This window comes from Flavobacterium frigoritolerans, from assembly GCF_025847275.1.
In the GTDB taxonomy this organism is placed as follows: Bacteria; Bacteroidota; Bacteroidia; order Flavobacteriales; family Flavobacteriaceae; genus Flavobacterium; species Flavobacterium frigoritolerans.
The window spans coordinates 79217-101911 of record NZ_JAOZEV010000006.1 but is presented as its reverse complement, the minus strand read 5'-3'; the positions used below and the strand labels follow the sequence as shown (position 1 = coordinate 101911).

At 33.5% G+C, this 22695-nt stretch carries 12 protein-coding genes; 3 read left to right on the top strand and 9 right to left on the bottom strand.

Annotation, left to right across the window (positions count from 1 at the left end; genetic code table 11):
- Window positions 1-72: 72 nt before the first annotated feature.
- The 9 genes from OIU80_RS09835 to OIU80_RS09795 form a co-directional block, all read right to left on the bottom strand.
- Window positions 73-945 (bottom strand): penicillin-binding transpeptidase domain-containing protein, encoded by an 873-nt coding sequence (locus OIU80_RS09835; protein ID WP_264286843.1) that lies wholly within the window; start codon window positions 943-945, stop codon window positions 73-75.
- Window positions 946-1380: 435 nt separating this feature from the next.
- Complete coding sequence (locus OIU80_RS09830) at window positions 1381-2652, bottom strand: acyltransferase family protein (protein ID WP_264286842.1); 1272 nt, start codon at window positions 2650-2652, stop codon at window positions 1381-1383.
- 58 nt (window positions 2653-2710) lie between these two features.
- Window positions 2711-3919 (bottom strand): anhydro-N-acetylmuramic acid kinase, encoded by a 1209-nt coding sequence (locus tag OIU80_RS09825; protein WP_264286841.1) that lies wholly within the window; start codon window positions 3917-3919, stop codon window positions 2711-2713.
- Between the two features lie 227 nt (window positions 3920-4146).
- Window positions 4147-7143, bottom strand: a complete 2997-nt coding sequence (locus tag OIU80_RS09820) for a glycoside hydrolase family 3 N-terminal domain-containing protein (RefSeq protein ID WP_264286840.1) — start codon at window positions 7141-7143, stop codon at window positions 4147-4149.
- Window positions 7144-7226: 83 nt separating this feature from the next.
- Window positions 7227-8735 (bottom strand): sodium:solute symporter, encoded by a 1509-nt coding sequence (locus OIU80_RS09815; protein ID WP_264286839.1) that lies wholly within the window; start codon window positions 8733-8735, stop codon window positions 7227-7229.
- Window positions 8736-8994: 259 nt separating this feature from the next.
- Window positions 8995-9822 (bottom strand): N-acetylmuramic acid 6-phosphate etherase, encoded by an 828-nt coding sequence (murQ, locus tag OIU80_RS09810; RefSeq protein WP_264286838.1) that lies wholly within the window; start codon window positions 9820-9822, stop codon window positions 8995-8997.
- 117 nt (window positions 9823-9939) lie between these two features.
- The gene (locus OIU80_RS09805) at window positions 9940-11139 is read right to left on the bottom strand and encodes an exo-beta-N-acetylmuramidase NamZ family protein (protein ID WP_264286837.1); all 1200 of its coding nucleotides are present in this window, start codon (window positions 11137-11139) and stop codon (window positions 9940-9942) included.
- Window positions 11140-11413: 274 nt separating this feature from the next.
- Window positions 11414-13147, bottom strand: a complete 1734-nt coding sequence (locus tag OIU80_RS09800) for a RagB/SusD family nutrient uptake outer membrane protein (RefSeq protein WP_264286836.1) — start codon at window positions 13145-13147, stop codon at window positions 11414-11416.
- A 23-nt stretch (window positions 13148-13170) separates the two neighbouring features.
- Complete coding sequence (locus tag OIU80_RS09795) at window positions 13171-16434, bottom strand: SusC/RagA family TonB-linked outer membrane protein (protein WP_264286835.1); 3264 nt, start codon at window positions 16432-16434, stop codon at window positions 13171-13173.
- A 244-nt stretch (window positions 16435-16678) separates the two neighbouring features.
- On the opposite strand from OIU80_RS09795, the gene OIU80_RS09790 reads away from it, so the two are divergent.
- The 3 genes from OIU80_RS09790 to OIU80_RS09780 all read left to right on the top strand — a co-directional run bounded on the left by OIU80_RS09790 (window position 16679) and on the right by OIU80_RS09780 (window position 22601).
- Window positions 16679-17428 (top strand): DeoR/GlpR family DNA-binding transcription regulator, encoded by a 750-nt coding sequence (locus tag OIU80_RS09790; RefSeq protein WP_264286834.1) that lies wholly within the window; start codon window positions 16679-16681, stop codon window positions 17426-17428.
- Window positions 17429-17563: 135 nt separating this feature from the next.
- Window positions 17564-19489 (top strand): glucosamine-6-phosphate deaminase, encoded by a 1926-nt coding sequence (gene nagB / locus OIU80_RS09785; RefSeq protein WP_264286833.1) that lies wholly within the window; start codon window positions 17564-17566, stop codon window positions 19487-19489.
- Between the two features lie 196 nt (window positions 19490-19685).
- A complete protein-coding gene (locus OIU80_RS09780) occupies window positions 19686-22601 on the top strand; it encodes an FAD-binding and (Fe-S)-binding domain-containing protein (protein ID WP_264286832.1) in 2916 nt (971 codons plus the stop codon).
- The last annotated feature ends 94 nt before the right edge of the window (window positions 22602-22695 follow it).

Below are 22695 nucleotides of genomic sequence, written 5' to 3'. Positions count from 1 at the left end.
TTGGTTTAGGATTTGTGTTTTCGTTTATAATTTTCCGAATTTTATAAGTCAGATAGTTTGATGAAGAATGATTTAATGAGTTGAATGCTGGATAATATTTAAATCAATAAACACAGATTTCGTAATATCTTTTCGACAGTTGCCAAAATTAGAAGTATTAAATTTTCTGTCTTGTATAAGACGTGTTGCAAAAAAATAAGTTCCACTTTTATTTACAATGTAGCCAGTCCACCAACCAGTATTAATTCTATTTTCTCTTGTCCAGCCTGTTTTTGAACGGATACTGTATTCATCGTTTTGTTCGGTTATCATTACCTTTTTTACGATTTCGATGTTTCGTTTTGAGAAGGGAAGATTTTCTTCGTAAAGCCTTTTTAGAAATTCAACTTGATTGATTGGAGAAATTCCAAAAGCACCAAAATTCCAAAAATCAGGATCAGTTTGCGAAAGGTCAAGATTGCCATAATTACAAAGCGTTAAGTATTTTTTGTAATTCTCCTTGCCGATTTTCTTTGCCAATTCTATAAATGCCCAACCTGCAGAAACCTCAAAAGCTTCTTTTACGGTTATATCATGGTAAATAGTAGGGCGGTAATCGTATTTTATGGTATCGGTAGTTCCAGGCCATTTGACTATTTCATTCTCGCTAGCAATGGTTTTTGTTTCTAATGCAATAAGCAGGTTGATGATTTTAAATGTAGATGCTGGTAAAGTCTCCTTTTTTGTATCGATAGTATCGGATAGTATCCATGTATGGTTGTTATTGTCATAGATAGCAATTGAGCCTTCGGTATTACAGTTATCAAAATATTTTTTAAAATCTTGACGCACCACAATCTTATCACTAATTGATGTAACTAAGGAATTGTCTTTTTTCTTGATTGAGGAACAGGAGAAAAGAAGTCCGATAAATAGCAATCCAAAGAATAATTGTCTTAATTTCATTTTGTAGCTGTTGTATATTATAATCAAAAGCTCCAGCGCGATATGTGTCATTTTTTCTGATTACTGTAATGCCACCCGATGGGGTTTCTTTTTGGGGAAAATAAATTGTCTATAGAGGAACGCGGATTAAACGGATTTTCCATTTCTTATTTTTAAAAATCCGTTTTTAATCTCCGTTTTTACTTTTGTAAATCTGTATCATTCGCGTTCCTTTCGCAAAGAGTTAGAATGAATTAAAATGATTTTATAGATTTTTTTATAAAAAAGGTTTGCCACGAATTACACCGATTTACACTGATTTTTTATGTCAATTGAACATAGTGAATATTCATTTGGAATATTCTGATTCGTGAAAATCTGTGTAATTACTTCATCTGTTCCCTTCGGTCGGATCGTGGCGCCCCCAAAAAAACTAAAAAAAACTTTCCGTATATTTTATACTTTAAAAATCATTTTCTTTTTATAGAAAACCCAAAGTATAAGTGACCAGAAAATGGCGTATGATATTGCATAAGCTAATGACGAATTTAACGGATTTTCAAAACAAGGTACAATTTCAAATTTGTAAATTAAAGTTTGAAGATTGATTTCTTCTGTAGCTATTTCTGGATTTTGTACTTTAATTGAGCTTAAAACTCTTGGGATAATGCCCGAAAAGAAAAATACAATCATAGGATTTACCCCCCAAATTAAAAACAGCTTAGTCCATTTTTTATAGTTTGCTACATCTATTATGTAGTATAATAGAGTCAAGCATATTGTTGCTATACCAGCTGTGTACAAAACGTATGAGCTAGACCACAGCGATTTGTTTATTGGGAATATGATATCCCAAAGCAAACCTGTAATTATTAGAATAATTCCTGTGATTGCTAATTTTTTTACAATTTCAATTTTAGGAATTTGTAAGTTCAGTATCTGTCCTATAAACATTCCCAGAATTCCTGTGCCTATTGCTGGTAAAGTACTCAAAACCCCTTCAGGATCCCAAGTTTTAGAGTAGCTCCATAAATGTCCGTTTAAAAGTAAATTATCTAACCAAGCCGCTAGATTTGTTCCTTTTTCAAAATTTGGAGCACCAAATCCTGGAACTGGAACAAAAGCCATCAGAATCCAATATCCCAATAAAATTGAAGCTACAATTAGTAGTTGCGTTTTTAAATTTGTTTTCAAATATAAAAGGGATGCAAAGAAATATACAATTCCTATTCGTTGTAAAACACCTGGGATTCTTACATCTTGATAAGCTTCGATCTTACTATATGCTAAAAATAATAGTATTGCAAATATTCCTAAAACAAGGTAGGTTTTAATTTTTAAAGTAAAATTTCCTAGAAGGGCATAAGCTACTCCAAAGGTTATCGCTAGTCTAAGTAGTAATAATGGGATTCCTTCTAAACCAAATAATTGGATTCTGCTAAAATATGCTAAATACAATCCTAAACAGAATATTCGTAAGGAACGAACTAGGATTTTATTAAAAATACCCAAGTCAAAATGTTTCGTTGGCATTGCAAATGGTATTGCTGTTCCCATTATAAAAACAAAAAAAGGGAATACTAAATCGGTAGGTGTACAGCCATGCCATTCGGCGTGCTCTAATGGAGGATATATAGAAGCCCAGCTTCCTGGGTTGTTGACTATTGTCATTAATAAAATAGTAAATCCTCTAAATACATCTAGCGATATTAAACGTTCTTTTGTCATTAGTTTGGTTTTTTGGTTTCGTTATTTATTTAAATAAGGAATTTTTAAATGTTTTTCTTTAGCTAGGAAAAGAAATTTTACCCATTGATACAGATGGAATTCCTTTGCGTGTTCCAAAATCTGAAGTTCCGCCAGAAACAGTTTCGTTTGCTAAAATGGCAAATAGTATAGCTTCTTTTGCATCTCCTGAAATTCCTAAAGTATCGGTGCTTGAAAATGTACAAGGCAATAGTTCTTTCAGCCAACCTACTAATAATGGATTGTGCGCGCCTCCTCCTGACATATAAATGGTAAAACTTTTAACTGAATATGTTGTATTGTTTATGGCTGTGTGTATGGCACTGGCTATGGTTTCGGCACTAAATCGGGTTAGAGTTGCTAATAAATCTTCAATAGTAATGGTTGTGGTGTTGCTTTGGGTTTGTGCTTTTCTGACATATTCGATATTAAAAAGTTCTGGCCCTGTTGTTTTTGGAAAAGGTGCAAGAAAGAATTCATCTTCTTTTAATGCTTTTAAAAGAGCATTATTTACGGTGCCTTTTTTTGCGATTTCAGCATCTTTATCATAGGCTTTATCCGGAAACGAAAGTCTGGTAAAAGCATCGATTAGGGTATTTCCTGTTCCTGTATCAGTAACAAAAACTTCCTCAGGATTACAACTTGATGGCAAGTAAGTAAAATTTGCAATACCACCCATATTGAGCATAATACGATTTTCGCCTTTTTTTCCAAACAAGAAATAATCTCCATAAACAGCTAGTGGTGCTCCTTCGCCACCTGCAGCTAAGTGTTTTTGTCGAAAATCTGACAGCGTTATAATTCCGGTTTTTACAGCAATATGATCTCCGTCGCCAATTTGTAAAGTAGCGTTCGGGAATTTATCTTGTTGGTGTAAAATTTTCGGTGCATGAAAAACGGTTTGCCCATGTGAAGCTACCAAATCTACTTTGTTACTTGGGATTCCCCAGCGTTCTAAACATTCTAAAATCATATTGGCATGAAGCACTCCAATCCATTCATTTAATAAAACCAGTTTCTGAAAATCAATTGTTTGTTTAGCAAATACGGTTCGGATTTCGGATTTTATTTCTTCTGAATAATCTACAGTATCAAATTGTACTAATTGAACTTCTGTGTTTTCACCAGAACCTGAGATTTTGCATAAAGCGACATCTAGACCATCTAATGAAGTACCTGACATTAATCCGATAATAGTTCGGGAAGGTTTTTGGGCAATTTTATAGAGTAATTCCAGATTTGTGTTCATGGTTTTGGTTTTTTTATGAATAGTATTTTTTTTTAAATTCGTTGGATATAATTCTTTTTAACGCATAGAAACATAGCTTTTAGAAATCAGAAAAAGCGTTTCACTTTGCATAGATTCACATAGCTATGTGATGATAATGAATTATCTTATTTGTATTCTAAGACTTAGAAATTAAATCTATGTGTTAAATAAAAAATCACGAATTATGTATTACTAACATATATTCTTTATTTTATAATTGCATCCTGAATAATTTGCTGAATATCTTCTCGGATTTTTCCTTTTGCTAATTTATTTTCATCATTAATAACTTCGGGATAGGTTCTATTGGATAAAAATACATAAACAATTTCTGTTTCCGGATCAACCCAAGCGATGTCTCCTGTAAATCCGGTATGTCCAAAACTAGATGGAGATACACAAGCACACGTAGGGCCTTTTTCGGCTATTCTTTTATCAAAACCTAAACCTCTTTGAACTCCTTTGTCAGCGTAATAACAAGTATTAAAAGCGTCAAATGTTTGTTCTGAAAAATATTGCTTATTCCCATAATTTCCTTTTTGTAAAAATAGCTGCATCATTTTGGCAACATCCATTGCATTCGAAAAAATTCCTGCATGACCAGCTACTCCGCCTTCCATTGCTGCGGCCATGTCGTGAACATATCCTTGAATTACCTGATGTCTAAAATAATTATCTATTTCGGTAGGAGCAATGTTACTTCTGTCAAATTTGTCTAAAGGATTGTAAAGCGTATTATTCATTCCGAGTGTGCTGTAAAAATTTTGTTGGCTCAGCTCTTCTAATTTTTTATGCGTTTTTCTCTCTAAATATTCTTTCAGGATGATAAAGGTAAAATCACTATATCTGTATTCTTTTTTTAAGGATAGTGGACTATCTGCAATGATTTTCATGATGGTGTCATGATAGTCATTTCTAATAAAAAGACCATCTGCCACTTTAGTCGAAAAGTCAGATTCGGCTACTCTACGATAATACTTTGCCGAAGGCTTACCTTCACTATCTAATGTCGCTTTGTAAAACGGAATCCAAGCTTGTAGTCCTGCATAATGAGTAAGTAAATCTTTGAAAGTGATGTTTTCTTTGTTTGTTTTTGCAAAAAGCGGCACCATATCTTTTAATTTGGTATCGAGATTTACTTTTTCATTATCATACAATTGCATCACGTTGGGCAATGTCGAAATCATTTTTGAAATCGATGCTACATCATATAAATCTGAATTGGTAACTTTTCGAGTATTGTCATAGGTTTGACTACCGTATGATTTTTGGAAAATAACACTTCCTTTTCGTGCTACAAGAACTTGCATTCCGGGAGTCATTTTGCCATCAATTGCTTTTTGTGCTATTGCATCGATCTTAGATAAAATTAGCGGATTCATACCTACATTTTCTGGTTTTGTAAAACCTAAACGATTTATTTTTTCGGTCGTTAAACCATCATTTACATTAAAAGACGTATTAATAGATACAGGTAGTTTTCCTTTGGCTGAGATTGCTCCAAAGAGTAATTCTGCCGAAACAATCTGACTAATATCTGAGTTTTGATAAGAAACGACTAATCCTTCGATATCATCAAAGTTAGTTATTGGCAATAGGGAATATGGTTTTGTGAAGATATCCAAAATCACTTTGTTGTGCTTTGCAATTTCTTGTAACCTTACCAATTCAGTATCGGTGAAATTCTGTTTTTCCCAAGTTTTATTTACTTTGTGAAAACCAATGATAACAAGGTCGTATTTATTTAATTCGTTGTTTAGGCTATCTATATTAGTATTGGCTACTTCAGTTACTTCGGTGTATTTTTTTAATGTAGTAACAAAATCACTGTTTACATCTTCTCCTAATTTTACATACGCAATCTTTTGATCTAAGTTTTTGATAGGAAGTATTTCCTTTTCATTTTTTAAAACTGTAATAGCGTTTTCGTATAATTTATAGTGCAAAGCATCATTTTGTGATGGATTAAGATCATCATAAATGTTTGCCATATTTATTGGTTTGTAATTATTTAGCCCAATTTTAAATTTATAATGCAATATTTTTTTTACCGAATGTGCCAAGCGCTCCTCAGTAATAATACCGTCATTATAGGCTACTTCAAGTTTCTGAACTGCTACAGGTACATTTTCCGGACAAAGTAAAATGTCATTTCCAGCAAGAAGTACAGCTATTTCCAGATCCCCAGGACCTTTAAAATTACTAGCACCTTTCATTGCTAAACCATCTGTAAATATCAAACCTTCGAAACCTAATTCTTTTTGAAGCAGGTTGGTTACGACATTATAAGATGCTGAGGAAGGAATATTTGGTATTGGTTCTAAACTTGGAATATTAAGATGAGCAACCATAACTGATGCTAAGCCTTCATTGAATATTCGTTTGTATGGATATAATTCGACTAACTCAAGTCTGTCTTTTGAAAAATTAACCAAAGGCAATGCATAGTGTGAATCGGTTGATGTGTCTCCATGTCCAGGAAAATGTTTTCCAGTGCTAAAAACACCTTGACTTTGTACCCCTTTCATTAAGGCAATGGCTTTGTCACTTACATTGACTTTGTCTTCGCCAAATGAGCGGTTTCCTATAATAGGGTTTTTAGGATTGGTATTGATATCAAGTACGGGGGCAAAATTAAAATGAATTCCGATTCGCTTGTTTTCATTGGCCATATTTCTTCCTACATTCTCAATTAAGCTCAAATCTTTAATTGCACCCAAAGTCATATTCCAAGGATAACGGTATGTAGAGTCCAATCGCATACCCAATCCCCATTCGGCATCAATTCCTACAAATAAAGGAACTTTTGCTTTAGATTGGTACAGGTTGGTTAATTTAGCCTGACGAACTGGACCGCCTTGAAAAAATATTACTCCGCCAACTTTATAGTCTTGAACTAATGCATTGATTTGATTGGTATGAACGGAATCTTTATTAGAGTAGGCCGAAATCATAAACAACTGACCTATTTTTTCACGAAGCGGCATTTTGTTGTAAATGCTGTCAACCCAATTAGTCTCTTTGTCCGAATCTTTGAAGAAAGTTTTTTTATCTGATTTATTAGGAGCAATATAAACGACTGTATCTTTTGTAAAGGAGTCTTTATCTGAATTTATAATTGTATTGTTGTTTTTGGTAGCACAATTGGTAATCAAAAATAAAAATGTGGCGTATAGGCTAATTTTTATGAAGGAATTTTTCATATAATTATTTTTTGAATCAATTAGAAACTACTTGTTTATAGATCCTAATTGATTAGTCGATTAGTTATGTTTTTAACATGGTTTTAAAAACTTATTTTTTCGCTACTGCGTGAACTTGTCAGGAACAATCCTAAATAGGTTATTAGTCCGTTTAGCACTATTAATTCATTATCAAATACATATCCTGAAAACAATACTTTTGAATTTTCATTTATTAAATAGGTAAAGAAAGGAGATAATAAACAGATTAATGGAACTAGTTTATCATTTACATTTCTTGTTTTTTGGAACAGCCCAAAAGCATATAATCCTAACAATGGACCATAAGTATAGGATGCCACCTTGAATATCATTCCAACAACAGAACTATCATTGATGGAATTAAAGATGAGTATCACAAAGAAAATTAATGCTGAAAAACTGATATGAACTAAATGTCTTATGCGTACAGTATTTTTCTTTTTACTATTTTCGGCTTTATCCATGCCTAGGAAATCAACACAAAACGATGTTGTTAATGCGGTTAATGCTGAATCTGTCGTGGCAAAAGTTGCTGCAATAATTCCTAATAAGAATACGATTGCAGGAATTGTAGCTAAATGATTTAATGCGATTTCAGGGAAAAGTAAATCAGTTCTTGGTTTACCTGTAATTAAGTCAGTAGGAATTGCAATTCCGTTTTTGTTTGCATAAATATATAGTAAAGCTCCAACACTTAAAAAGAAGATATTTATAACAACGAAGATTCCTGTAAAGGTAAACATGTTTTTTTGTGCCTCTCCAATGTTTTTGCAACTTAGGTTTTTTTGCATTAAATCCTGATCTAGCCCTGTCATTGCTATAGTTACAAACATTCCTCCTAATATTTGCTTTATAAAATGGAATTTGCTTCCTAGAAAATCATCAAAGAAAAATATTTTTGAATAATTACTGTTTTTTACTTCTTCGAAAGCGCCAATAGCACTTAAATCCATACGGTCACAAATAAAATAAATGGTAAGGAAAACTGAAGTAACTAAGAAAAATGTTTGCAAAGTATCTGTAATAATAATAGTTTTTAGTCCGCCTCTATACGTGTAAGAAAAGATTAGAACTAAAGACATCAATACTGTAAATGCAAAAGGAATACCATAAAAATCAAATACAAAACGCTGCAATACTATTACTACTAAGTATAGTCGGAATGCAGAACTTACAGTTCGGCTAATTAAGAAAATAGAGGCTGCAGTTTTGTAGCTGTAAAACCCCATTCGTTGTTCTATGTATCCATAAATAGAGGTCAAATTCATTCGGTAATACAAGGGTAATAATAACTTTGTAATTATTATAAATCCGATAGCGTTACCTAATACAAACTGAAAGTATTTGAATTGTTCTCCACTTGCTGCGCCAACTTCTCCCGGAACAGATATAAAAGTTACTCCAGAGAGAGCAGTTCCGATCATCCCAAAGGCTACTAAATACCATTTTGAGTTTTTATTAGCTGTAAAAAAAGCTTCATTTCCATCGTCTTTTCTGCTGACTCTATGTGAGATATAGAATAGTGTTCCGAAGTAAATGATGATTAGGATGAGGATTGTGCTTGGTGTCATTTTATATCTTTAGAGGTTTGGTATTTTATAAATTTACTTGTTGGGCGTAATTAATTTTAACACATAGAAACATAGATTTTTTAATCTTAAAAAAGGCGTTTCACTTGTTTAAAATACACAGAGTTTACTATGTGAGAGAAGTTTATTTCTCTTTGTGTTTTTTCACATATAAAACCTATGTTTCTATGTGTTAAATGAAATTTTCATGAGTTATATCCAACGTGCATAAATTTATAAAAGATTTTGATTAGTTTGCTTTTTAAATTTCTAGATTTTTATTCTCAGCTAATAAAACTGCTCTAACACTTTTGTGTTTTTTTAATAATTCAGAGGCTAGTTTTTCATCAATCTGAAGTTCTTCTACAATCATTTCAACACCTCTTTGTACTAGTTTTTTGTTAGACAATTGCATGTCAATCATTTTGTTGCCGTAAATTCTTCCTAGTTTAATCATAACTGATGTTGAAATCATGTTTAAGACTAATTTTTGAGATGTTCCAGCTTTCATTCTTGTACTTCCGGTAAGGAATTCTGGACCTACAATCAACTCAATAGGATGATCTGCTTGTTTTGATATCAGACTGGCACTATTGCACGAAATGCTAGCTGTAATGATATTGTTTTCTCTTGCTTTTTTTAATCCACCAATAACATAAGGAGTGTTCCCAGAAGCTGCAATTCCTAGCACTACGTCCAGACTCGAAATGTCGTAAGCAGATAAATCTCTCCAAGCCTGATTAATATCGTCTTCAGCATTTTCTACTGCTTTTCTGATAGCTGAGTCACCACCTGCTATGATACCAATAATCCAATTGTCTGGTACTCCAAAGGTAGGAGGGCATTCAGAAGCATCAAGAATACCAATTCTTCCAGATGTTCCAGCTCCGATATAAAATAGTCTTCCTCCAAGTTTCATTTTAGAAACAATAGTATCTACTAATTTTTCAATATTAGGAATTTGTTTTTCAATTATATCGGCTACTTTTTTATCTTCATTATTTATACTTGAGAGTAATTCATTAGTACTCATTTTATCTAAGTTCGAATAAAGAGATTCTCTTTCTGTATCTGGATTTATTTTTGCCATTTTTTATTTTTTTAACTGATTTTTTTTTAATTTTTATTTTTTGAAGACGCCTTCAATGTCTTTATTTCATTGAATTCCAGTCTGATTTTTCGGGAATAAATAAGGGCATTGATTGATTTAATAAACTAGGTATTTCATGCGCATTTTTTTAAATGCTTCTAAATCTTTTTGCCAAGTCTTTCTAATTTTATTTTCAGAAATTCCGCTTTCAATTTGTTGTTGTAATTTTTTTGTTCCAGCTAGTTTTGTGAAAAAAGGATTGAAGAATTTCGTTTTATCACTGGTATTTTGATAGGCTTTAATTAACCATTTTAGTTCTAATTGAGTTAGTTTAGGGTAAGTTGTTAAATCTTCTCCAAAACATTCTTTTCCATTATATAGTGGATCTTTAGCTCCGAAATTTGGTTTAGGTGTAAAGCTAAAATTTGTTTTTGTTAAAAAAGGAGAACCATAAATTTGGAATTGTTTTTCGGTTCCACGTCCCATACTCACATTTGTTCCTTCAAAAAGACACAAGCTTGCATATAGGTTTATGGATTGGTCATTTGGTAAATTTGGAGATGGTTTAGCAAGTAAGCTATATTCCATATTTCGGTTATAATCTACACAAGGAATAACGGTTAATTTGCATTGAATTCCATTTTTAAGCCATTTTTCTCCATTTATCATTTGAGCATATTCTCCAATAGTCATTCCGTGAAGTAACGGAATAGGGTGCATGCCTACAAAACTTGTGAATTCTTTTTCTAAAAGCGGTCCATCTACAATAGCGCCATTAGGATTGGGTCTGTCAAGTATCATAAGTGGAATTCCATTTTCTGCGCAAGCCTCCATAACATAATGTAAAGAAGAGATGTAAGTGTAAAAACGTGCTCCAACATCTTGCAAATCAAATATCATAAGATCGATTCCTGCTAATTGTGCTGCTTTTGGCTTTTTATTGTCTCCATAAAGAGAGATAATAGATAACCCTGTTTTAGAATCTTTTGCATCTACTACATGTTCGCCAGCATCAGCCGTTCCTCTAAAACCGTGCTCAGGAGCAAAAATAGTTTGAACAGCAATTTTTTTCTCTAATAAGAAATCTACCAAGTGCATTTTGTTAGATAAAATTCCTGTTTGATTCGTAACGATTCCTATTTTTTTATCTTTTAATAAAGGCAGGTATTTTTCATAATTATCAGCTCCGGTTTTAATAATCGGGTTATTGATTTCTATAGTGTTGTTTTTTGCAACTGGCTGAAATGTATTTGAATAGGATGGAATATAAAATACAGTTGCTATAAAAAGAGCACTTTTTGCTATGAATTTTATCATTTTATTTTGCTTTTTAAAAGTTAGAAGGCCGAAATTAACTAAATAAAGTTTTTTTATTATTGTTTGATTGGTATTCTGTATTTCTTGATTGATGTTGTTGGTTGTAGTTAATTAAAGGTAATGTTTATCTGAGATTTCAGACTAGGAATTTTATTCTCGTCAGATCATTTCATTTATATTTCCGAGGTACGAATATATAATTTTTAAAATACTACCTCTGGGATATCTAAGTCCAGAGGTAGTTTGTTATTTTATCAGATTTAGTAATTACGAATTACCAACCTGGGTTTTGTTTTAATTCAACACCTTGAGCTTTATATAAATCAATATCATTAGTAGGGATATTCATTAAGTAATGTTTTGCTTCAAAGCTTCTTGTACTTGTTGGGTATATTTTTATATATCCGTTAGCATCTACGATAGTTTGTGATCCAACTGGAGTACCTATTCTTGCTCCAAGATTTACATCTGGATTTTTTGAAGTATCAAGGTAATCTCCTTTTTTCCAACGGTAAATATCCATTTGTCTAATTGTTGTCCAACTCATAAATTCAATTTGGCGCTCACGGCGTACTTCCCAGATTAGAGGACTTACAGAGCCAGAGATTTGCTCTAAAGTTGAAGTTCTTCTTGGGTCATTAATTTGTATTCCTCCTGCAGATGCATTAGTTCCATCTGTAGTTAAAGCAGCTATACCAGCACGAGCACGTACTTTATTGATAGACATATCAAGATCGGTATTTGTAGCAGTACCAAGTTCAGCACAAGCCTCAGCATAATTTAAATATACTTCGCTTAATGTAAATATTGGAGCATCAGTATAATTACGTCCGCCAGTTGTAACATCAGGTCCTGTTGTTGCAGGGTTGTTGTATAATTCAAGCACATATCCTGACATAGAAGTCAATGCAGCAGCACTAAAAGGTTTTCCTTTATATCCATAATTGGCAGGATTTACAGTTTTACCAAAACGAGGATCTCTATTGGCAAAAGTTTTTGTAACGTTGTCATCACCTGTATATTGAGTGTTTCCTGCTTGTTGTATCGGTAATCCATTTGTTGTTACATAACTATCAGCAGCCCATTTTGTTAAACCATATTGCATGGTTGATGAATTTGTATAGTTTTGAAGGGAGTGCATTAATACGTTTGTTAAATAACGTTTTGCAAGTATCACTTCTGTATTACCAGCCAATTCAACAGAGTTGTAAAGAGATTTCCAATCAGTGTTTAATTTATACCCCCCATTATTAATTACAGCAAGTGAAGCAGTTTTGGCTTTGTTAAGATAAGCACTTCCGTCTTGACCTAAATGGTATTTTCTATACGTTCCTTCATAGATACAAACGTTGCTTAAAGCTGCATAAGCAGTATATTTATTAACAGTAACATTTTTATCATCTACAGGAAGCAACAGGTCAGCTGCTTCTTCTAAGTCTGCAATAACTTTATCGATAATCTCTGCTCTTTGTTTTGCTGGAGCATAAACTGCAGGATCATTTTGAGATAAATATCTATCAGTATAAGGTACATTTCCCAGTTTTTGCACCAAACGGAAATAGGTATAGGCTCTAAAAAATTTAGCTACTCCTATATAATGATTCTTTTTTGCCTCAGGCATAGGAACAGTGGGTATTTTTTCCAGCATTAAGTTGCAACGACGAATAAGTATGTAATAATCATTCCAGGAATAAATATTGGTAGGCGATGCTGTAATTGGCATTTGCTGAAAAGTAAAAGCGGATAGGTTATCATCTATTTTAGAATCACTTCCGTGATAGTAAAAAGAGGATAGTCCGATTGTTACACCATTTCCGTAACCATAAAAAGTATCATAATTAATCCATGAAAATGTCTTCACATTGTCTTCTGATTGCCAAAAGTTCTCATTTGTAAATTTATCTGCAGGGTCGTCTGATAGATAGTCGTCACAACTAACTGAGGCAGTTGCTACAAAGGCAGTAGCAAACATCAGTAGTAATTTAGATTTTATAATTGATTTTTTCATTTTAAAATTTTGAATAGTTAGTATTAAAAAGATAGCTCAAGACCAAAAGACCATGTTTTTGTAAAAGGGTAACTTCTTCCCCAGAAAATTTCAGATTCATTAATTTCTGGATCTATAGGAAGACGGCTATCTGCCCAAGTCAATAAGTTTTCACCCGAAGTGTATATTCTTACCTTCTCTAAGCCAGCTTTTTTAATGAATTCTTTTGGTAAAGAATAGCCAAGACTAAAGTTTTTAAGACGTAGGTAAGACATATCAAGTAAATACCTCGTTTGAGTAATGAAGTTATTTCTACCAGTAGTACTTCCACCAAAACCACCTGTTTCATCCCCAGAATAAGGGTTAGGCCAGTAGGCACCAGTATTCTCAGGTGTCCAATAGTCAGCTTGGTTTGCATACATTTGTTGAGGTGAACGATAAAAAGGTAATACAACATCCGAAGCAGCCCAATAATCACGTTTCCCAACTCCTTGGAAGAAAGCAGAAATGTCAAATCCATGGAATTTACCACCTAATGTTATTCCGTATTTATAACGAGGAGTAGTATTACCAATTTTCTTTAAATCTCCATGATCGTCTGCAGTTCCAGCTCCACGAGAGATAACACCATCGCCATTTGTATCTACATAATGTACATCTCCAGCTCCGTATCTGAAATTACCACCCATTGTTTTAGAATAGTCGATTCCGTTTACAGTTTTACCATTATCAGTTATTACATCGTTAGATTGTAGTAATCTATCACTTGTAAGCCCCCAAATCTGGCCAATTTCATATCCATCATAATAAGTAGATAATAATTTTGTACTATTATTCCACTTAGTTACCACCGATTTATAATCAGATAAAGCAAGGTCAACAAATACAGAAGCGTTTTCGTTTATTTGTTTGTTGAAATTCAAAGCCAATTCCCAACCTCTAGTTCTCATATTTCCTGAGTTGGTTTGAGCTGCAGCTTGACCAAATGAACCAGGAAGTGTTATACCTGGAGCAAGCATTCCTTTTGTATCGCGTTGGTACCAGTCAAATGAAGCGCCAAGCATGTCAAATATTCTAACATCGATACCTACATCTTTTGTATATACTTTTTCCCAAGTTAATGATGGGTCAACATTAGTTGGTAAGCCAGTAGAAGGAGGTAATACAGCTCCGCTATTTATCCATGAAGGGTTTGTGGCATTTAATACAGATAAGAAGGCATTGTTTCCAATGTTTTGATTTCCAATTGCCCCCATAGAAGCGCGCAACTTAAGGTCATTTAACCAACCACGTGTGCTTTCCATAAATTTTTCATTACTGATTCTATATCCTACAGAAGCCGAAGGGAAGAATCCCCATTGTTGGTCTGTTGGGAATTTAGAAGAACCATCATAACGAGCATTTAATTCTAATAAATAAATTCCGTTGTAATCATAATTAACACGAGCAAAGAAACCTGCAATAGAATAAGTTGTCTCAGCTGGATTCAAAGTACTATTTGCAGCTCCAGAAACAAATTGTTCTCCTACTGCAAGGTTAAATTCTGGTTTAGATTTGTCTAAAAGAGTATTTCTTCGGGCATAAGTACGTGAGAAATTTTGCCACTCCGAGTTAAAACCACCTAAGAATTTAAGATTGTGATTGTTGAATTGTTTTTTATAGTTAGCATAGATGTTAACCACATTTGTTTTTGTTTCCGCTTTTGATTGCGCTACAAAATCATTCCCTGCTTCAAGAGTAGTAGGTACTGCAGTTTGTATAGTTGTAGCGTCATAAGGCATAGATGACCAGCTATCCCAAGCTTGAAATTTACCTCCGTTTTGTTTTCTTGAATAATAATCAGTTACACTGCTTACTTCGGCTATTAAATTAAAATCTTTTACAATTTCAGCAGTAAATTTAGCACTTAATCTGTTGTTGTATTGGTCATTTTCATTCATAGAAGCATTAGATAAATATCCTCCGGCAGTACGGAAATTATATCCTCTGTAAGTACCAAAATTAGGTGTGTATTGTCCCCAGCGAAGTGCATAACCAAGATAACCAGTAAATCCTGTATCATCTGTACCAGCACCTGCATAATAATTAAAAGGACTTTCATAAGTATTGCGGATAGTCATTACTTTGAAATCACCAGTAAGCCAATCGGCTAATTTTGTTGTGAATCCTAAATTGATGTTTGTTCTCTTTCTAGTTTCTTGATTAACTCTTAACATTCCTTTTTGGTCAGTAAGGGCAAATGAAGCAAAGAAAGAGCTATTATTTCCGAGATTACCTTGTGCCGAGAAATTGTGGTAAGTTTGAACGGCATTGCTAGCATACAATTCTTTATTAGCATCCCAAACTCTGTAAAAATAAGGAGCTCCATTTATAATTTCCCAATCTTCGCCATAAACCATTTCATTGCTAGTACGGTTATTTGCGTATTTTTCTTTCCATTCTTTAATTTTTGGAAGCATTGTGCTGTAATTTGCACCAAAAAATTCTGGTACACTACCAGTACGAGTTGCTGCTGCAATTAACCCTGGAATTTCTTCTGTAGGGTCTAGGAATTTTAGTGTAGAAATTGGGTTGTTTAAGGCAGTGTTTCCGCTATAAGAAAATCTAACTTTTCCTTCTCCAGTTTTACCTCCCTTTGTGGTAATAAGGATTACACCAAAAGCAGCACGAGCTCCATAGATAGAAGCCGAAGCAGCATCCTTAAGTACAGACATCGTTGCTACATCATTCGGATTAATAAGCGATAAGTCAGTTGGAACACCATCTACTAATATAAGAGGAGCGTCAGAACCATTAATAGTTCCAGCACCACGAATGTTTATGTTAGCTGCACGGTTGATATTTCCTGAGTTAAAACTAATATTTACTCCTGGAGTAGTACCCTGTAATGCTTTGCTTACGTCGGTTACAGGTCTGCTTCCTAGTGTTTTGCTAACATCAATAGAGGCGACAGCACCTGTTAGATTGGCTTTTTTCTGAGAAGAAAATCCTACGACTACTACTTCGTCTAATTTAGAAGTACTTTCTGAAAGGTCAACATTGAGCTTTTGCTGTCCTTCAAATTTGATCACTCTGGTTTCAAATCCCATATAGCTAAAGCTAAGGCTTTGTCCTGGTGATACAGCAATACTGTAGTTTCCATCAAAATCAGTTGAGCTACCATTTGCAGTTCCCTGAATAAGGACACTAACTCCCGGTATAGGAATCCCATCCGCTTTGTTTTTTACAGTTCCAGTAATTGTTTTCGTTTGCCCAAATGTTACTTGAATGAACAAAACCAACAATGAAATAAGGAATAATTTTTTCATGATAATTTGGTTTTTTTAATGGTTGTTGAGCAAATATATTTATTTATTGCATATAAATGCAGTATTTTGTAATTATTTTCAAAAATTAACTAAAATAACGCAAAATAATGCATGTTTGATTCGTTATGACTTCTGTTTTTGTTTTTTATATTAAAATATGCAAACTATTGCAGTTGTTGAGGTATCGTCTGCTTTTGAATTGAAATATTTGATATATTTGTGCTAAAATTTTAATTTGTAAAAAATGCTAAAAGCTGAAAGACATAAATACATAATGACTAGACTCTTTGAAGATCAAAAAGTCGTTACGACAGATCTGGCTTTGGCGCTAGATTTATCAGAAGATACGATAAGGAGAGATTTGAATGAATTAGATAACAAGAATCTTCTTGAGAAAGTTTATGGTGGTGCAATACAAGTTACAGAAAAGTCTGCGAATGTTTTTGATATTGTTATAACAGCCGAGGAGGAAAAAGAAAAAATTGTCACAAAAGCATTATCATTATTGCATGATGGACAAGTTATTATAATGAGTGGAGGAAGTACTAATTTGGTTTTTGCAAAGCTAATCCCTTCAGATTTGAAGGCTACTATATATACGTATAGTTTGCCAATAGCAATGCAGCTATCCCAGCACCCAAATATTGATTTGATATTTATAGGTGGGAAAATGCAGAAAAATGCAATGGTTACTATAGGTATGGATGTGATACAAGTTTTGTCTAAGATCAAAGCTGATATTTGTTTTATAGGAGCTAGTAGCATTAATGTAAAACAAGGGCTGACAGAGATAGGTTACGAAGTTTCTATTGTTAAAAAAGCGATGATAGAATCCTCTGATAGAGTAGTTTCTATGTTTTCTTCAAATAAATTGAATACAAAAATGCCGCACGTGGTTTGCGAACTTAGTCAGCTAGATACTATCGTTACTAATTTAGATCCAGAAGATTTAAGGCTGGAAGAATATAGAAAATCTGGGGTTTTTGTATTGTAATTTGAAATTCAATCAATATTTTCTGCGTTATTTTACGGTATTTGAATTTATTTTTGTTAAATAATGCAAAATAATGTATTCGTTTTGTTTTTTGTATATATTTGTTAAACTAATTTTTTAACTAAGACATATATTATGAAAACCGATACTTCTTTGGCTTACGACATACCTGGTAAATTTGAAGAAACCCGATTTGAGAAAAATCATAATGTGATTTTTGATAACTCAATTGTAGGTTCAAAAGCAGTTGCTCAGGAAATAGCCGAATTAATACGTTCAAAACAAACTAAGAATGAAACTTGTGTACTTGGTCTGGCAACAGGCTCATCACCAATAAAAGTATACGAAGAGTTGGTTCGAATGCATAAAGAAGATGGTCTTAGTTTTTACAATGTAATCTCTTTTAATTTGGATGAATATTATCCAATGACCAAAGAGAACCGTCAGAGTTACCATTATTTCATGCATCAGTATTTGTTTAACCATATAGATATTAAGCCTGAAAATGTAAATATCCCAGATGGAACAGTTGTCTTAGAAGAGCTTAATCAGTATTGTGTTGATTATGAAATGAAAATAAAAGAAGCCGGAGGGCTCGATTTTCAGTTGTTAGGAATTGGACGTACAGGGCACGTAGGTTTTAATGAACCAGGATCTCATATTAATTCAGGAACCAGAATTATAACATTAGACCATATCACCAGAGTCGATGCATCATCAGATTTTAATGGTATTGATAACGTTCCAAAAAGAGCAATTACAATGGGGGTTTCTACGATTCTTAGATCAAAAAGAATTGTTTTGATGGCTTGGGGGCAAAATAAAGCTGCAATTATCAAGAGAACGATTCAAGGAGATATAAGTTCAGAAGTTCCTGCCACATTTTTACAAAACCATTCTAACGCTACTTTTGTATTAGATCAGTCTTCAGCATCTGAATTAACACGTTTTGAAACACCATGGCTAGTTGGTGGATGCACTTGGACACAAGAATTAAAAAGCAAAGCAATCGTTTGGCTATGTAAAGAAACCAAACAATCGATATTAAAACTTACCGATAGAGATTATAACAATAATGGGATGTCAGACCTTTTAGCCCAAGAAGGTTCAGCATATGATTTGAATATTAATATGTTCAATGTTTTGCAACACACCATTACAGGTTGGCCAGGAGGGAAGCCTAATACTTCGGATTCACATAGACCAGAAAGAGCTAATCCAGCAAAGAAAAGAGTAATTCTTTTTAGTCCGCATCCAGATGATGATGTGATTTCTATGGGAGGAACATTTTCTAAATTAATAAAACAAGGGCATGATGTGCATGTGGTATATCAAACTTCAGGAAATATAGCAGTTACAGATGATGAAGCATTAAAATTTGCAGAAGTATGTAACGATTTTATAGGAAAAGAGATCGATGGAGTTAATTTCTCAACAGTTATTGATTTTTTAAATAATAAGACAGAGAATCAAGTAGATTCATTAGAAGTTAGAAAGTTAAAAGGGTTGATAAGAAGACGTGAGTCGTATGCAGCCACAAGATATATTGGTTTAAAAGATGAGAATACTCATTTTCTAGATCTTCCTTTTTATGAAACAGGTCAAATAAAGAAAAACCCTTTAGGATTAGAGGATATTGCAATCGTTAAAGATATTATTGAAAAAATAAAACCGCATCAAGTATTTGCAGCAGGAGATTTGGCAGATCCACATGGTACACATGAAGTATGTCTGAATGCTATATTTGCAGCAATGAAGGAATTAAAAGCAGAAGCATACATGTACGATTGTTGGCTATGGTTGTACAGAGGAGCTTGGCACGAATGGGATATACATGAAATAGATATGGCAGTGCCATTGAGTCCAGACGAAGTAACTATTAAGAGACATGCCATTTTGTACCATCAATCTCAAAAAGATAGAGTAATGTTTCAAGGAAACGATTCTAGAGAATTTTGGGTACGAGCCGAAGAACGCAATAAGAATACAGCAAAACTATATGATGATTTAGGTCTTGCCGAATATGAAGCGATTGAAGCTTTTAAGCGTTTTTCTTACTAACAACCAGATTTCGATTAATAAAATATTAATTTCCAAGTAGGATTATAATCCTGCAAGATTTTGTGCCACAGACCTAACAAATTTTTAAAATCTGTTAGGTTTAATCTTGCAAAGCTGTAGAGCCAAAAAAAAACTTGTAACACAATAATGGAGATTAATTATTTCGTATTTTTAAAAAAACAATAGTACCAATTAAATGTCCGACTCACTTCAATTACAACAACTATCCGATTCATTAGAAGGAACTCTTTTTTATGACGAGCTTCATAAAAAATTATATGCTACTGATGCTTCTGCTTATAGAATAATGCCAGTCGCAGTGGCAGTTCCAAAGACAGAAGAAGATATTGTTAAAATTATTCGCTTTGCAGCAAAAAATAAAATTTCAATAACACCAAGAACAGCAGGAACTTCTTTGGCAGGACAAACGGTGGGTAACGGGATAATTGTAGATGTTTCTAAGCATTTTACCAAAATTGTAGCATTTGATCCTATAAAAAAAACGATAACAGTTCAACCCGGAGTAATTCGAGATGAACTGAATTTGTATTTAAAACCTCATGGTTTATTTTTTGGCCCCAATACATCGACAACAAATCGATGCATGATTGGAGGAATGGTAGGAAATAATTCATCAGGAACAACATCTATACGATACGGAGTTACCCGAGATAAAATAGTCGAAATAAAAGCTATTTTAAGTGACGGCAGCACTGTTGTATTTAAAGAAATGTCTTCAGCAGAATTTATAGAAAAGACAAAAGGAGATTCGCTAGAGAGTAAAATCTACAAAGCAATTTACGAGGAACTTTCGAATAAAGAAAATCAGGAAGAGATTGTAAAAGAATTTCCAAAGCCAGAAATTCACCGAAGAAATACAGGATATGCGATCGATTTATTATTAAAATCAGAACTGTTCTCAGGCACAGAAAACACAATAAATTTAGGGAAGTTACTTTGCGGAAGTGAAGGGACTTTGGCGTTTACTACAGAAATTACACTGAAAGTAGATGATTTGCCACCAACAAATAATGTTATGGTTGTGGCACATTTTCATACTATTCAAGAAAGTTTAGAGGCTGTGGTTACAGCTATGAAACATCATTTGTACACTTGTGAAATGATGGATGATACGATATTAGATTGTACCAAAACCAATAGAGAACAGGCCAAAAACAGGTTTTTTATTGTAGGAGAACCTAAGGCCGTTATTATGATGGAAGTGGGTTCACATCACAGTATAGAAGATGCCGAATTACAGGCGGATGCTTTGATAAAAGAGCTGAAGGAAAATAATTTCGGGTATGCATTGCCTAAAATTTATGGATCCGATATTGATAAAATAAATGAATTACGAAAAGCAGGATTGGGGCTTTTAGGGAGTATTGTAGGCGATGATAAAGCTGCCGATTCTATTGAAGATACAGCAGTAGAACTAAGTGATTTACCTAATTATATCGCCGATTTCTCTGCCATGATGGAAAGTCATGGGCAAAGTGCTATTTATTATGCACATGCAGGAGCAGGAGAAATACACTTGCGTCCTGTTTTAAATTTAAAAACAAAAGAAGGATTACACCAATTTAGAAACATAGCTACCGAAGTGGCTATTTTGGTAAAAAAATACAGAGGATCACTAAGTGGAGAACACGGTGACGGAATAGTTCGTGGAGAGTTTTTACCTTTTATGATAGGAGATAAAAATTATGAATTATTAAAACGAATTAAAAAAGCTTTTGATCCAGATACAATTTTAAATGTTGGAAAAATTGTGAACGCTTTTAAGATGGATGAAAACCTTCGTGTAGAAGCGGGGAGAGTTGAGCCAGATATTAAAACAATTCAGGATTTTTCGGATAGCATGGGGATTTTGCGTGCTGCCGAGAAATGCAACGGTTCGGGTGATTGCCGAAAATTACCTTCGGCAGGAGGAACTTTATGCCCAAGTTACCGCGCTACCAGAAATGAGAAAGACACGACTCGTGCCAGAGCCAATGCACTGAGAGAATATTTGACCCATTCAGAGAAAGACAATAAATTCGACCACGAAGAATTATATAAGGTATTTGAATTGTGTGTGAGCTGTAAAGCTTGTGCAAGCGAATGTCCAAGTAATGTAGATGTAGCGACTTTAAAATCGGAGTTTTTATACCAATACCAAAAAGCAAACGGATTTTCTGTTCGTAATAAAATATTTGCGTTCAATTCCAAACTGAATAAGTTAGGAAGTATCGCGCCTTCCATGACAAATTTTATAGCCAATCTAGCTTTGGTTAAAAAAGGTATGGGAATAGCATCTCAAAGACAAGTTCCATTATTAGCACCAACGACTTTTAGAAAATGGTACGAAAAAAATAAAAAAGCAACAAGAAGTAATTCTTTAGAAAACGGGAAAGTCTATCTTTTTTGTGATGAGTTTACCAATTATTATGATGTTCCAGTTGGTATAGATGCTTACGAATTGTTAACAGGATTAGGTTACGAAGTGATTGTAGTAGATCATGAAGAAAGTGGAAGGGCTTTTATATCCAAAGGATTCTTGGAAGAAGCACAAGATATAGCCAATAAAAACGTGAGTATCTTCAAGGATTTAATTTCAGAAAACACACCGTTGATAGGAATCGAACCATCTGCAATATTGACTTTTAGAGACGAATACATTCGATTGGCAAAAGACAAAGAAAGTGCCGAAAAATTATCGAAAGATACATTTACTATCGAAGAGTTCTTTAAAAGAGAAATAACAAAAGGAAAAATTCATTCCGGACAATTTTCGGATGTAGAGAAAACAATAAAAATTCACGGACACTGTCATCAAAAATCATTGAGTACTGTCGAAGCTTCTTTTGCAATGCTAAATGTGCCTAAAAATAGTTCGGTTACCATTTATAATTCAGGTTGTTGTGGTATGGCAGGTTCATTTGGCTATGAAAAAGAGCATTACGAAATTAGTATGCAAATGGGAGAGGATACTTTGTTTCCGAAAATTCGTGCTACAGAATCAACAACAGCAATTGCGGCTGCAGGAACAAGTTGCCGTCATCAGATTTTTGACGGAACCAATAGAAAAGCAATGCATCCAGTGACGATTTTGAGAGATTGTTTGAGATAAATTTCTTGAATCTAATTTTATATTTTTTTGTCAAAATGTATCAGAAATAAAAATTCTCATACATTTTGAAGAAAAGTTATTGCCTCTTTTTAAC